This is a genomic window from Brevibacterium paucivorans, from assembly GCF_016907735.1.
Taxonomy (GTDB): Bacteria; Actinomycetota; Actinomycetes; order Actinomycetales; family Brevibacteriaceae; genus Brevibacterium; species Brevibacterium paucivorans.
The window spans coordinates 772,045-786,686 of sequence record NZ_JAFBCP010000001.1 but is presented as its reverse complement, the minus strand read 5'-3'; the positions used below and the strand labels follow the sequence as shown (position 1 = coordinate 786,686).

Sequence of the window (14,642 nt, the reverse complement as noted above, 5' to 3'; positions counted from 1 at the left end):
TATGTGAGTACCTGACCGCCATGCTTCAAAGGAGAATCGTGGAATTTGCACCGTTAAATCTCGCAACGCCGGTTTTCGACTTCGCGCGTAAAGACCCCGACCGCCTACAACTGCGTGGGCCGTTGACGGAACCGCGTGTGGAAATTACCCGTGGACAGTTAGCCAGCTTGATCGCGCGCCGGGCGCAGAAACTATCCGCTGAGATGAATGAGGGGGACCGGTTGCTCCTCATCGCTCCCACAACACCGGAATTTGTCGTTGAATTCTTTGCCGCCCAATCAAGTGGGCTCACAGTTGTGGCAGTCAACCCTCTGGCTACCTCGCGTGAAATCGACTATTTCATCGAAGATTCCGGAGCTAGTCGCGTCGTGGCACATCCGGCGGTGGCCCAAGCCGGGCAGGAGTCCGCTCAGAACGCAGGCGTCACGTTTGAAGCATGCCAACTAATCACCCCGGCTGACCTCGCCGAACTTCCCCCGTTTGACGACTTCACCCCAGTCGAACGCAAGGGTGAGGACGTCGCGGTCCTGCTGTACACCTCGGGCACCACAGGACGCCCAAAGGGCGCCATGCTCACGGTGAGCAACCTGACCAACGCGGCCCGCATTGGTGGCATCGACTCGAAGATGACAGAAGACGACCGAGGTGGCACCTCCCTCCCGCTGTTCCACGTGTTCGGCTTGTCGTCCGTTCTCATGGTGGCGGTTGCGCACGGAACGCAGCTGACGCTGTTGCCCCGGTTTGACCCGGTTGAGCAGCTGAAGGTCATGAGTCACGACAAACTCACGGTGGTGTCCGGGGTCCCAACGATGTGGAACGCGATTGTGCACGCGCCAGAAGGTGACTACGACTTCTCCCATATGCGGTTCGCGCTTTCCGGAGGGGCGTCCGCGGCGGTTGAGCTCATTCGTAAGTTCGAGGAACGTTTTGGTGCGGTGCTCACGGAAGGGTATGGGTTGACGGAGACCTCGGCGATGGTGAGTATGAACCCGCTGGATGGTGTGCGTAAACCAGGGTCGGTGGGGTTGCCGTTGCCAGAACTCGAGTACTGCATTAAGGACCTGACCGGCGCCGAGGTGCCAGCAGGTGAGGTCGGTGAAGTGTGTTCGCGTGGCCCGGTGAATATGCCCGGCTACTGGAAACGAGAAGACGCTACGGCCCAAGCGATCGACGAAGACGGCTGGTTCCACACCGGGGACCTGGGGCGGGTCGATGAGGACGGATACCTATATATAGTGGACCGGCTCAAAGACCTGATCATCCACGGTGGATACAACGTGTACCCACGTGAGATCGAGGAAGCGATGTATGAACACCCTGGTGTTCTTGAGGCCGCGGTGCTGGGAACGGACGACGACCACTACGGCCAGATCGTCACGGCGGTTATTACGCCCATGCCGGGGGTCACGCTGACGGAAGAAGAAATCGAGAAGTTTGCCCGCGAGAGGCTTTCGGCGTACAAGATCCCGCGGATTATCAAGTTCGTGGACGCATTGCCTAAGGGACCAAGCGGGAAGATCCTCAAGCGCGCGATCGACGTGTCGCAGTTGTAAGGTGTGGAGGTCATAAAGGTGGCCGGTAGCAGTGTTGCTACCGGCCACGTTCTTGCTATGAAGCCACTGCTATGAGGCTATGACACGGGTTCGGTGTCCTCGCGCGAAACCTCCGGGTGGCGAGTTGCCTGCGCTGGTTTCTTTGCGTACAGGAACTCGCCCGGAACCGCGTGAGGGTCTTGCCTGACCCACTTGGGGTTGGTCTCTTTCAACAACACGGCGCTCACAACCGTGATGACCCCCATGATCATGACCATGACTGTCACGCCGTGCGTGGTTCCAGAAGACGCGATGAGTGAGGTCATGAGGATCGGTGTCGCACCGGAGATCAAAATCGCTGCGAGCTGGTAGGCAAGTGAAGCGCCAGAGAACCGCACCTCGGGTTCAAACAGCTCACCCAGGAACGCGGCCAGAGGCGCGTAGACCGCGCACTGGAACACCGACGAAACGCACACGGCTACTCCGAACAAGAAAATGTTTCCGGTGTTGATCAGCATGAAGTAAATCGGCACGAACAGGAAGATTCCTGCTCCACCAAAGATGATGACGGGTCGGCGACCGATTCGGTCTGACCACAGTGCCAAGAGCGGTGTGGTCGCGATCCCCACGACACACGCCAAAGCTCCGGCAATCAACATGTGAGTGCGGTCCAAGCCCAAGTAGTTCGCACCGTAGCTAAGAACACCAGCAATCGAAATGTAGAAAATGCAGTTGGTCGAAGCGAGAAGACCACAACCCAGCAGAATCGTTTTCCAGTGCTTCTTCACAGCGACCCACAGGGGTGCCTTGACGATTTGAGACTCAGTTTCGGAAGTCTTCTTCTCCAGCTCGCGGAACTCTGGGCTGTCTTCAACCTTGTGGTGGATAAACAAGACGACGGGAAAGAGAACTGCTGTGAACCAGAACGGAATGCGCCAGCCCCACGCGATGAACTGTTCTTGTGTGAGCGCATAGGTGGCAGTGATGAAAACGATGTTTCCCAGGAACGCTCCTGCCGGAACGCCGATCTGGTTGAACGAGCCAGAGTATGCCCGGTTCTTAGGGCCAGCGGATTCGGTGAGGAGAAGGGCAAGCCCACCCCACTGACCGCCTGCGGCCAGACCTTGCGCAAACCGGCAAAGCCCAAGCGCGATCGGTGCGACCAAACCAATGTTCTCTGCGCCTGGCAAGCACCCGATGACAAATGTAGCTGCACCCATGACAAGGAGAGATACGACGACGATAGGTTTACGGCCGAATTTGTCGCCGTAGTGTCCGGCAATGACACCGCCAAGAGGTCGGGCGATAAAGCCTGCCCAGAATGTTGCGAAGCTCAGAAGGGTGGCAACCAGTGGACCTTCCGAGGGGAAGAACACATGTGGGAACACCAAAGCGGCTGCCGTTCCGTAGAGGAAGAAGTCGTACCACTCGATTGAGGATCCAACGACACCGGAGGCAAGAAGTTTTCGGTGCTTGAGGTGGTGTGCGTTAGGGGTGGCAGTTGCAGATGACGCGGTCATGGAAGCTCCTATCGCCTTTGATGAAAGCTCGTACCGATCGTTTGATCGGTTTGAATAAGTGTGACGCACGCCACCGAGTGAGTCAAGGGTTTGAAGTCGCGGCGTCGTGAAGTGTTGTTTTTCTGTGCGCTAGCGTCGGTGAGGGGGCGGTGATGATCCGCTTGAGGTAGAAAAGTAGAGCCGGATCACGCAAATATAACCACGGATCAAAATTCGTTATAAACTTTTTTATGTGCTCTGACCTGGAGTTATATAGAAAAATGCGTCCTATCTGTGCTCGGGTTGTAACTGAAATGTGACATTGGGGTTTCGTTCGGTTACAGTTTTCACTGTTGGATTTTGAACTGATCCACTCACGGGCTGCTACCGCTAGTCACACGGCCCAGTGAGAGTACCGATGAAAGTGGCGGCCTAGGGCTGGTAGATGGAGGAATCTCGTGGCTGGAAAGAAGATGGGACGTCACGGGTCTGACGCACGCGTCAAGACGCCGCTGACTGAACTCACTGAAGCACTGAACGCCAACTCAGGCGCAATGGGTAAGCGTGCAGCTGTTGTAGCTGCTGCTGGTGGTCTGCTCGTGACCGCTACTCTCCCTTCAACTGCTGACGCTAAAGACGATGCAACCGTTTCCGCGGATGCACCAAAGGCTGAAGAAGCTGAAACCTTCACCGCCCAGAAGGCAACTGCTGTAGCAGACGCTGACGTTGCTGACATCGCAACCGGTGTGGCTGCAAACGTCACCGCAAAGAAGGCTCCTGAACCAGTTGCTGAACCTTCCACCGATGACGCTGACGCTAGTGCTCCTACCTCAAACAGCCGTTCCGGTGCCTCGGCTGCAGGTTCGTCGAGCTCGTCCTCCTCTTCCTCGAAGAAGAGCTCGAAGAGCTCCAAGTCCGAAGCTAACGAAGACGTTGCACTCCCAAGCGGATCAAAGGCACAGCAGGTTATCGCCCTGGCTCGCCAGTACGTCGGAACCCCTTACGTATCCGGCGGAACCAGCCCAAGCGGTTGGGACTGCTCCGGCTTCACCTCGTACGTATACGGCAAGGTGGGCGTGAAGTTGCCTCGCACCTCGGGTGCTCAGCGCGGCGCTGGAAAGACCGTGTCGCGTGCACAGGCCCAGCCTGGTGACATCATCTGGTCGCCTGGACACGTTGGTATCTACGCAGGTAACGGCATGATGTACGACGCAGGTAACCCACGCGTCAAGACCTCCTACCGCTCCATCGACTGGATGGTTCGCTCCGGAGCCACGTTCGTCCGCGTTCTCTAAGACTTCGCAGATGTGAAAGCGAAACCCCCGCGCAAATCGGTACAGCGCGGGGGTTTCGCGCATTCACGGTGAACTTTTGACAAACTGTCCGTAATTCTCTTCAAATCGGCGCCAACCGCAGGTAAATCGCGGTGCACGCCCGGTAATCTAGGTTCTGCTGAACATTTTCACTGCTCACGATGTAAGGAGGCCAGCATGCACAACCGCAGTGGTCGACTTATATCGTTTGCGGAACCCATACATTCGATAAGTGTGGAGCCCGTAAGTGGCTCCTGTCTGTCTTTAACGAGGCGTCGCGCTTTTGCACGGCGCCTCGCGCGTTTTCCCATCCGCCTCAGGAGAAAAAAGTGAAAACACTGGTTCTTAACGCTGGCTATGAACCCATGTCGATCGTGTCCTTTAGGCGCGCGATTGTCCTGGTTTTGGCGGGCAAAGCCACCGTGCTGGCAAGCGAAGACATGCTCATTCGTAGCGCACACGTATCCATGGACCAGCCTTCGGTGATTCTGCTCAACCGGTATGTGCAACCACCTCGGGGGCGGACAACAGCGCTTTCCCGTAGGGGAGTGCTGCGACGTGACAAGAACCTGTGCGCGTACTGTGGCGAAGGCGCGAACACCGTGGACCACGTGCTTCCGCGTAGCCGAGGCGGCCAGAACTCGTGGACCAACCTGGTCGCATGCTGCCGCTCATGCAACAACGTGAAAGGAAACCGCACGCCAGAAGAGATGGGCTGGAAGCTCCTTTTCACTCCGGTGGCCCCACAAACCGGCCACTGGTGGTTGCGGGACATCGACAACCCGGCCGAACGCTGGTTGCCGTTCCTTGAACTGGCGCGCTCACCCGAGGTTGCAAAAACCGCCTAGACTGTCGCACCTCGGGCCCGGGGTGAGCCACGGGCGAACCCTCTTCGCCAGGGCACGTTTATCGACGCGCAACACATGTGCAACAGTCGTCGGGCAACCGTTGTCGTTTCGTAGCGGGTCGAACGCTGAGGAAAAAACCGGCAGGAGTAAACTGAAGGACAAGCGGTTTCGATCTGTAAGGAGTGCCCGTGTCGGAAGAGCAGATGACCACCGAAGTTGCCGATCCTGAAGCAATCATCGTTGGAATTGACGGTTCGAGCGCCAGCCGTAACGCGCTGACCTGGGCGATTGATGAAGCTCGGGCGCAGAAGAAGTCCATTCGACTTGTTGGCGCTTACACTGTCCCAAGCGTGGCTTCTGCGACCGTAGACGTATCGTATGTGCCCATCGACGACAGCGCGGTGCGCGCAACGGTTTCGGACTCGCTCAGAGAAGCGGCCTCGCTGGTCAAGGATGCAGGCGTCGAAGTTGAGGCGATCATCGAAATTGGTGACGCTGCCGGAGTTTTGGTTGAAGAATCAAAGCAGGGATCGCTGGCTGTGGTTGGGTCCCGCGGCCGAGGTGGTTTCGCCGGCCGTCTTTTGGGTACCGTGTCGTCGGCCCTTCCTGCTCACAGCCACTGCCCAACCGTAGTGATTCCGGTTTCGTGGTCGGACGACTCTGATCGCGCCCCTGAACAGACGGCTTCGCGTCCTATCCGCAATGCTGGCGGTGACTCGTTTGAAGAAACCATTGACGCCGACACGGTAACCGGGCCCGACTACACCGGCCAGGTAGTCGTAGGTATCGACTCGCTGGGCGCAGAGTCGCAAGCTCTGTGGGAAGCGGCTGAACTCGCTAATCGCCGAGGCAGCTCCCTGGTTTTGCTTGGCGTCATCACCACGACTGTTGTGGGCCCTGAATGGTTGCCTTCAACCGGTGACATGAAGCGTTACGTCGATAAAGGCGCAGACAAGCTTGCGCTCGCCGCACAGGCAGTGCGCGAAAAGTACCCGGACCTCGACGTGAGCTGGTCGCTGTACGACGGTCAGCCGGCAGAAGCGTTGGTACGCGCCTCGGATACGGCGTCGGTTTTGGTTATTGGGTCCCGAGGTCGTGGCGGGTTTGCGGGTCTCCTTTTGGGATCGACTTCCCAGTCTGTTTTGCCGTACTCCAAGTGCCCCACCATGGTGGTTCGCGTTAAGCGCGAATCCTGAGGTTCGGTCCAGGTAACTCAAGAAGCTTTTATACATCGTCTGTATTGACGGAGGGTTTTCGTGCTGTTTAAAAAAGTGTTCGCATCGACGGCGCTTGTTGCGACCGTTCTTGCTGGTGGTGTTGCATGCACCTCCAACGTTAAGGAAGAGCGTGGTGAGCAAGGAGCCTCCACCTCATATGACGGTGTTCCCGAAAGTGTGAAGGAACGCTTGCAACGTTTGGCAATTGTGAAAAACAAAGAGGGTGTTTCCGTTGACGCTCAGCTAGTGGCGGTCAACGGCGCCGCGTCCCTGAACGAAGAGGTCGAGAAGTTCGCGCTCGACCAGCTTGAAGAAGGTGGCGCTTTCGCTGGTAAGAAGACCTTCACTCCAGCCCCGACGCCCGCCAGCAAGCAGGCTGAGCTCGAGACGTTTATTCGTGAGCCTGACGAAAAACCCGAAGCGTCCGATGACTCTACAGCAGAAGCCGGCGGTCTTACGGAACCAAATTCCACCTCGGAACCCGAAGGTGTAACAGGGGGCGCAACGGAAACTGAATCCACGTCGACAACGGAGCCTACCGAAAACGAAACCACTGCGCCGGGAGCTGAAGAAACTGCTGGGGCAGGCGACACCTCGGCGGACAGCGACGCCGACGTCACGTTACGCAACGAGATTGTTTTTGCCGGTGGAAAATACGTGGTGAGCCGAATTGAAGCACTGGTGAAGGGTGAACAGTCCGTCAAACTGCTGGTCACGGACCTGGAAGCAGACACAACCGTGCCGGCCAAAGACATGTTCACCGGTGAAACGTTGCCAAGTGACGACGACCTGGACGACCTGACGTTCGGCAAGGACGCGTTGCCGTCCTATAAAGACCAGAAGAAAAAGTATGAAGAGCTTTCTGACCTGGGTAAAGAGGTCGCAGACAACGGGTCGAAGGATGTAGCGAAACTCGATGAGGACAGCGAAGAAGGTTCCGGCTTTTCATGTGCGCTGGCGGCATGTGTGGCCCTGACCTACGATGACGGCCCCGGTGGAAACGACCTCACTGATCGGTTGATCAAGTCCTATAAGAAGCACAACGCGCGCGCCACGTTCTTTGTCATTGGCAAGAACGTGAAGGAATACCCTGAGGAAGTTAAACGAATGGTTGATGCGGGGCACGAAGTGGGTAACCACTCGTACACGCACCCGATTCTGAGCAAGGTTGGTGCTAAGAAGGCTGATAAGGAGATCGCCGACACTGACGCAGCGCTTGAAGACGCAGGGCTCGAGAAGCCGACGCTCCTGCGACCACCGTACGGTGCCACCAATCGCAAGGTCGATGAGATTGCAGGCGATTACGACAAACGCGTGATCATGTGGGACGTTGACACGCTCGACTGGAAGACTAAGTCAACACCCAAGACGGTCGCGGCCGTCAAGAACAACGTACACCCTGGTTCGATTGTTCTTATGCACTCGATTCACCAGCCGACCGTTGATGCGACAGATGACATTCTGAAGTTCCTGGAAGACCAGGGCTACTCGATGGTGACCGTGTCTGAGCTGTACCGTGGTTCGAAGTTTGATGCGGGGAAAGAATACTTCTGCAAGGGCGCCCACATGGAGATGTGTTCAACCCCGGACCACCCCTACGTCACGAAAAACTCGTAACCGTAGGGCCGAGCGTACGGTTTACGTGTGACAGAGATTATATTGACAGGTCCCCTTCATTTTAATTTGAATGTTTAGTGGACAAGTCACTGCTTATGTAGGGCGTGCCTACTAGGAAAGGACGATTATGGGACTTCTCTGGTCGATTATTTCGTGGATTATTATTGGTGGTCTGATTGGGCTTATCGCGCGTGCTGTTATGCCAGGTAAGCAGGGCATGGGCTTCATGATGACTGTGATTCTGGGTGTTGTTGGTGCCATCGTGGGTGGCTTCATCGGTGGCTTGCTCGGTGGTGACGGCGTTTCGGGAATCATGAACAACCCGTGGAGCCTGGGAACCATCCTGTTGGCGGTTATCGGTGCGCTGATCGTGATGGTTATTTACGGTTTCTTGGCGCGTAAGGCTAACGACTAATTCGCTAGCTGACGCACAGCGTGGCCCCGGCATTGAATTGCCGGGGCCACTTTTGTGTGTGCAGTTTTTGTGCGCCCCCGGCGTGATTCGAACACGCGACACCGGCTTTAGGAGAGCCGTGCTCTATCCCCTGAGCTACGGGGGCAACTAGACCAGGCAATACTACCAGGTCGGCGGATTTACGTAGAAGTGCCGGTTGCGCAAAGTGAGCGTGACGGCGCAATATATTGCGCCGTCACGCTCACTTTGCGCGGTGTGGCTTTACAGTAGTTCCAGGATCGTGGCGTTGGCCTGGCCGCCACCCTCACACATCGACTGCAGGCCGTACTTAATGTTGTTGTTCACCATGTTGTGAATCATGGTGGACATGAGGCGGGCACCCGATCCACCCAGCGGGTGGCCCAGCGCAATTGCGCCACCGTGTGGGTTAAGCAAGTCAGGGTTAGCGCCCGTTTCCTTCAGCCACGCCAGTGGGACAGGCGCGAACGCTTCGTTGATTTCAAATGTGCCAATGTCGTTGATCGACAGACCGGACTTCTTGAGTGCCTTCTCCGTTGCTGGGATAGGCGCGGTGAGCATCATGATTGGGTCGGCGCCGGCCAACACAGCAGTGTGAACACGCACCAGTGGGGTGAGGCCCAGTTCCTTAGCGCGCTGCGAGCTCATGACCAGCATGGCTGCGGAGCCGTCGGAAATCTGCGACGCGTTACCAGCGTGAATAACACCGTCTTCCTTGAACACGGTCTGGAGCTTCGCCAGCTTCTCGACGCTACCACCTCGGCGGATGCCCTCATCAACGGACACGGTGCCGTTTTCAGTTTCCACCGGAATGATCTGGGACTCGAATGCGCCAGCGTCAGTTGCGGCAGCTGCGAGTTCGTGCGAACGCACCGCAAACTCGTCCAGCTCGGTACGCGAGAAGCCCCACTTTTCAGCGATCATTTCCGCGCCGATTCCCTGGTTGGGGTCGTCTCCCTGGTAGCGGTCCTTGAACTTGGTGCCATACGGCGACTTACCCATCGAGGACGAGAACATGGGGTTGCGTGACATGGACTCGACACCACCGGCAATCGCGATGTCGTACTGACCAGAAGCCACTCCAGCGGCAGCAAAGTGCAGTGCCTGTTGCGATGATCCACACTGGCGGTCAACCGTCACACCCGTGACGGATTCGGGAAGTCCGGCGGACAGTGCTGCGGTGCGTGCGATGTCACCGGTCTGCTCACCGGCCTGCGTGACACAGCCCCAGATAACGTCGTCAATGAGGTTGGGGTCAATGCCAGTGGTCGAAACGATATCCTCAATTACCAGGGCAGAAAGGTCTGCCGGGTGGATTCCACTGAGCATTCCTTCGCGCTTACCGGTGGGGGTGCGGCGAGCGGCAACAATAACTGCGTCGTTCATTTTTCTCCTCGTGCGGTAGAACCTATCCCGGCCAAGCTTATGCGCTAAGTCACATATTCATGAAACGTTGTCCAAGGTATGGAGATGGCGGTGTGGCACCACTAAGCAAGGCTTGAAAACCGATAGTGTTGCGATGTGTCTATGAGCAATTCCTCTATCAACTCTGCAGTCGCCGAGTGGAACGAACGTGCCACAAAAATCGGTGGCCGAGACACGATGCTCAACTTCCGTGACTCGCGTGACGGCTCACTCGATCTCTCCGGCGCTCACCCTTCCGGCGTGGCACAGCTACTTGCCGGGCGTGCCACGCGCCTGTCCAGCCTCATTCGCAACGCGGAACAGCTCGCAGATGCACGCCGCCGGGTCAAATCAATCCGCCACAAAGCAGACCAGCTGTCCTATGAACGAGGAATCCACACCGCACACCTAGCGATCGGCTTCGCTCAGTGGTCGCGTGACATCGACGGCACCCGCACCGACTTTTCCGCGCCCATTCTGCTGCGCCACGTTGAACTGGTGCCCCGCGGAACTAACGTCGAAGACTTCGAAATCACCCTGGCCAACGACACCGTCGTCAACCCAGCTTTGGTGGAATACCTGAGCAAGCACCACGGTGTCCACATCGACACAGACGAATGGATCGCCTCCACGCAGGAGTCCCACGGTTTCGACCCCACCGGCGTGTACAAGCGACTGCGCACGGTAACCCGGTCGGTACCAGGACTGCTCGTGGGCCAGCGCCTAGTGGTGTCCACATTCGCCAACATCACCACCCCGTTCGGACGCGACGACCTCCCCATGGACCACCCAGTCGTGCGCGCCCTGGCTGGTGACGCTGACGCTCGGGGCTCCCTGTCCCGAGGTCGTTCCAGTGGCTCTGCTTCTGCACCCGTCGCTGGGGAAGGGAAGGGAACCGCGGAGGCAGCGACGACCTCGGCGAAAAAACCCCGACTGTCCGCAGGCGTTTCTGACGCCAACACGAAAAACCTCCCCACGCTGGGAGCGAACGCGGAGTCTGAAAACGCGGACGCGACGAAAGCGACTGGCAGCAAGGCCGTTTCAGCGGCTAAGACCTCGGGCGAGAAAAAACAGAAGCGCTTGCGCAAGAGGCGTGAACTGCGCGCCTCGATGGCCGCGCAGACGACCCCTCGACTACCGGACCGTTCACCGTCCTCAGAATTCCTGGCACTTGACGTAGACGGCGACCAGCAAGCCGTTGTCGACGCGGCACTGGCGGGAGAGTCTATCGCTGTCGACACGCCACCAGGAACGGGCAACACTCAGGTGGCCGCTGCGCTCGCCACCTCACTGGCTCACGCGGGCAAGAGCGTGCTTTACGTTGCGCAAAGCTCGGATGCGTTGGATGACCTCGCCACTCGACTCGACGACGCAGGTGTTCGTAACTTCGTCGTCGACGGTCGCGAACGCATGAGCGAGGTGAAGAAGCAACTCGTTTCACTCATCATTTCCGCGGAACGTAGCTCAAAACCCGAAAACACTGACCTGCTCAAGAAGCTCACCGACGCGCGCGACCGACTGAACGCGCACACAGCGTCACTGCACCAAGAGCGGCAGCCGTGGGGCACCTCGGTCTTTGCTACCCTGGAGCACCTTGCGGCGCTTACCGCCTCGGACCCGGGGCCCTTGACCGACGTGCGGTTCGATGACCGTGTCATGAAGCTCAGCTCGGCCGCGCGCGACGCACTCAGAGACGAGTTGCTCAAACTATCCGACCTGGGCGCGTTCACGATGGATGTGGAAGACACCGTGTGGTTCGGGGCGCGATTCGCTAACAACGAAGACGCCGAAACCGCACGCGCCACCGCCGAACGAGCCGCCCGCCTGGTCACAGACCTGACGAAGCAAACCGAACCCGTTTTGCGCGCTGCCGGCATGAACCCGGCACGCAACGTCGAAGAGTGGGGCGCGTGCCTCAAGACGATCGTTGACGTGTCACGCCTGCTCAAACGGTTCAAGGAGCAGGTGTTCGATGCCAACCTGGAAGAGCTCATCGCAGCAACCGGTTCAGGACAGTACCGCAGGGAACACAACATCGACCAGGGCATGTTCGAACGTGGTCGTTTGAAGAAAGAAGCCGCGTCACTCACGCGCGGACCCGTTGCCGACCTGCACGAAGAACTCCAGAACGTGCGCGAACTGCGCGACCAGTGGTACCGGCTCACGCGCGACACGTCCCAGGCTCCGCGGGCCGTTGACGGTGCAGTTGAAGCGTTCGACGTGTACCAGGAACTCGAGATCAAGTTGAGACAACTCGACCCCATCATGGATGACACCCCTGACGGTGGCGACCTGGGACGCATGCTGGTCGAGGAACTCCAAGCCCGCTTGAGTGCGATGGGCGAAGACCGGGCGGCGCTGGCAGATTTGCCGGCGCGCACCTCGGCGGATGACAAACTGCGCGAGGCCGGACTGGGCGACCTTCTGGATGACCTGCGCGCACGCAAGGTGCGTCACGCGGGAGTGGGAGCCGAATTCGACCTGGCCTACTGGGCAACCGTGTTGCAGCAGATGGCCGCGGCTGACACACAGATCAGTGGCCACGACACCCGTGCGTTGGACAGTTTGGCTCGAGAATTCCGCGAAGCCGACCGTGAGTTCGTGAAATCCGGTGGCGAACGCCTCATGTACGCTCACGCTGCGGGGTGGCGTCGCGCTATCGCAAGCTTCAAGGCCGAAGCAGAAAGCGTGCGCACAGCGCTACGCGCTCCTCACCTGCACATTCGACAGCTCGCGCTTGAAGCGCCTCGCGTGCTGTCGGCATTGGCACCAGTGTGGATGATGAGCCCGTTTGAAGTGCCAAACGTGTTTGCGACTCAAGACTTTTTCGACGTGGTCATCATTGCCGACGCGGCTCGTCTGTCGGTGCCCGAAGCACTGCCGTCAATTGTGCGAGCACGCCAAGTTGTGGCTCTAGGGGACCCGAGGTTGCCTGGTCCTAAGCCGTTCTCGGTGAGTGTGAATAGGCATGCTGTTCCTGCAGAGCCCAGCTCATCGAGCGTGTTCACCGAATTGGCTGAGTTCCTTCCGCTGAAGGGGCTGCGCACGTACCACCGATCTGCCCCACAAGGGTTGCTGGACCTGGTCAATGGGCACTTCTATGAGTCGGCTATTTCGTCTTTGCCTACTGCACGTACTAGCGAAGGCAGCGGTCTGGAGTTTGCTTACGTTCCCGATGCGACGGGTGTACCGGATTCGGTGACCGGCCAAGTGGAGAGCCCTGACCAGGAAGTTTCGCGTGTTGTTGACCTGGTTTTGCGTCACGCGCGAACCAAACCACGCCAGTCGCTTGCAGTCATCACCTTGACACCGTGGCACGCGCAACGTGTTGCGTCGGCGGTTCAGTCTGCGATCAGGCAGTACCCGTACGTGGCATCGTTCTTTACCGACACCACAAAGGAACCGTTTGTTGTCACCGATGTCGAGCGTGTTCAAGGTTTTGCGCGCGACGCAGTGATTTTCTCCGTGGGTTACGGACGCACCTTGCAGGGTCGTGTCCTGTATAACTTTGGGTCGCTCGAACAGCCGGACAGCGAAAAGCTCTTGGCTGCAATTGTCACTCGTGCGCGCCAGAAACTGACGTTGGTGTCCAGCTACGGACCTACAGACTTAGAACGTTCGCGCCTCAAGCACGGCGCACGGTATTTGCTTGAGTTGATTTCGACGGTCGTGGCGACGTCGCGCAGTGAAGCGACACGCACCGGCGAACAGGAATCGGCTGGTGCGCGTGGCATGCGAGACGCGGGTGGTGCCACAGGTGCGACGAATGCGCAAAACCCACTTGTCAACGACATTGCTGAACGTATGCGCAAGCTGGGCGCGCACCCTATTGTGAACTACCACGGGATTGATATTGCAGTGCCGGTTGGCAAGACCGTGGATCAGGGCATGGTGCTGGCGATCGAAACCGACGGCCCTGCTTACGGATCGACGCCAAGCGTGCGCGAACGCGAACGCCTACGCCGTGACTCGCTTGAACGCCGTGGCTGGACCTGTGCGCGCATGTGGTCGATGGACGCGTTTGCAAACCCGCAAGCGGTCGCCAAGCGCATGTTTGACCTGTGGCGTGATTCCGTGGAAGCACACTCGCCACAGTCGGTTTTGGACGCCGCGCGTGCGGCTTCAGTTGTCACCGGGCGTCGCGGGTCCCGACCCAAAGTGACCCCGGGGTTGCCCCTGCACGCGTACTCTGAGACCGAGCTCCACCAGATGCTCGAGTGGATTCAGTCGGATAACCAGTTCCGTGATGATGCTGAACTTGAACACCAGTTGCAGACTGCCCTGGCTTACCGTGGGCACACTGACCTCAACGACACGATTGCTAAGGCTGTGCGCCGCTACCGTGAGGCGCAGGCACGTGCCAAGGCCGTGTTTGAAGAGCAGTCGCAGGAGGGTGCTGCAACCAGCCCAGGTGACGAGGGCCGGGAGCTTGACCAGGACGAGGTCATGCCCACATATGACACGGGCGTATTGCGGGACGAGGACTTGATCGACGCCGGGCTTCGCGAAGAAGAGCGAGAAAACGAGCGTGACGACTCGTAACGGCAATTCGGACGAACAGTCAGAGGCACAGCGCCGGAAACGAGCTCAACTAGCCAAAGAAAAGTACCGGCGACTGTTGGGTAACCGGTCGGGAGAAACCGCTGCGAGTGACTCTGGTTTGTCGCACGAGAAGCCACCTCACTGGGGCGACCAGTTGTTTACGCGCCCCGATCGTGGGTAAACAAAAGAAGCAGGCGCCCCGAACATCAATGCGGAGCGCCTACTGCGAAAACTTAT

General features: G+C 58.4%; 10 protein-coding genes and 1 tRNA gene. 8 read left to right on the top strand and 3 right to left on the bottom strand.

Features of this window, described 5'->3' with window-relative positions:
- The first annotated feature begins 38 nt into the window (after positions 1 to 38).
- Positions 39 to 1,553, top strand: coding sequence for an AMP-binding protein (locus JOE56_RS03675; RefSeq protein ID WP_338028616.1), 1,515 nt, complete (start codon positions 39 to 41; stop codon positions 1,551 to 1,553).
- 77 nt (positions 1,554 to 1,630) lie between these two features.
- Here the strand turns inward: JOE56_RS03675 and JOE56_RS03670 are convergent, their stop codons facing one another.
- Complete coding sequence (locus JOE56_RS03670) at positions 1,631 to 3,052, bottom strand: MFS transporter (protein ID WP_204514882.1); 1,422 nt, start codon at positions 3,050 to 3,052, stop codon at positions 1,631 to 1,633.
- A 437-nt stretch (positions 3,053 to 3,489) separates the two neighbouring features.
- Between JOE56_RS03670 and JOE56_RS03665 the strand changes: the two genes are divergently transcribed.
- The 5 genes from JOE56_RS03665 (at position 3,490) to JOE56_RS03645 (ending at position 8,441) form a co-directional block, all read left to right on the top strand.
- A complete protein-coding gene (locus JOE56_RS03665) occupies positions 3,490 to 4,326 on the top strand; it encodes an NlpC/P60 family protein (protein ID WP_204514881.1) in 837 nt (278 codons plus the stop codon).
- A gap of 347 nt (positions 4,327 to 4,673) precedes the next feature.
- Positions 4,674 to 5,192 carry an HNH endonuclease gene (locus JOE56_RS03660; protein ID WP_102239100.1) on the top strand — a complete coding sequence of 173 codons (519 nt, stop codon included), beginning with the start codon at positions 4,674 to 4,676 and terminating at the stop codon, positions 5,190 to 5,192.
- 203 nt (positions 5,193 to 5,395) lie between these two features.
- On the top strand, positions 5,396 to 6,388 hold the full coding sequence (locus tag JOE56_RS03655; protein WP_204516056.1) for a universal stress protein: 993 nt from the start codon (positions 5,396 to 5,398) through the stop codon (positions 6,386 to 6,388).
- A gap of 60 nt (positions 6,389 to 6,448) precedes the next feature.
- Entirely contained in the window at positions 6,449 to 8,026 is a 1,578-nt protein-coding gene (locus JOE56_RS03650) for a polysaccharide deacetylase family protein (protein WP_204514880.1), read from the top strand.
- A 127-nt stretch (positions 8,027 to 8,153) separates the two neighbouring features.
- The gene (locus tag JOE56_RS03645; RefSeq protein WP_204514879.1) at positions 8,154 to 8,441 is read left to right on the top strand and encodes a GlsB/YeaQ/YmgE family stress response membrane protein; all 288 of its coding nucleotides are present in this window, start codon (positions 8,154 to 8,156) and stop codon (positions 8,439 to 8,441) included.
- Between the two features lie 72 nt (positions 8,442 to 8,513).
- Here the strand turns inward: JOE56_RS03645 and JOE56_RS03640 are convergent.
- A tRNA-Arg gene (locus JOE56_RS03640) sits at positions 8,514 to 8,586 on the bottom strand.
- Positions 8,587 to 8,702: 116 nt separating this feature from the next.
- Complete coding sequence (locus JOE56_RS03635; RefSeq protein ID WP_102239103.1) at positions 8,703 to 9,845, bottom strand: thiolase family protein; 1,143 nt, start codon at positions 9,843 to 9,845, stop codon at positions 8,703 to 8,705.
- Positions 9,846 to 9,986: 141 nt separating this feature from the next.
- On the opposite strand from JOE56_RS03635, the gene JOE56_RS03630 reads away from it, so the two are divergent.
- Both JOE56_RS03630 and JOE56_RS03625 read left to right on the top strand, forming a co-directional pair.
- On the top strand, positions 9,987 to 14,405 hold the full coding sequence (locus JOE56_RS03630) for a DUF4011 domain-containing protein (RefSeq protein ID WP_204514878.1): 4,419 nt from the start codon (positions 9,987 to 9,989) through the stop codon (positions 14,403 to 14,405).
- Complete coding sequence (locus JOE56_RS03625; protein WP_204514877.1) at positions 14,392 to 14,586, top strand: hypothetical protein; 195 nt, start codon at positions 14,392 to 14,394, stop codon at positions 14,584 to 14,586. The genes JOE56_RS03630 and JOE56_RS03625 overlap by 14 nt, the downstream gene beginning before the upstream one ends.
- Positions 14,587 to 14,642: the final 56 nt, after the last annotated feature.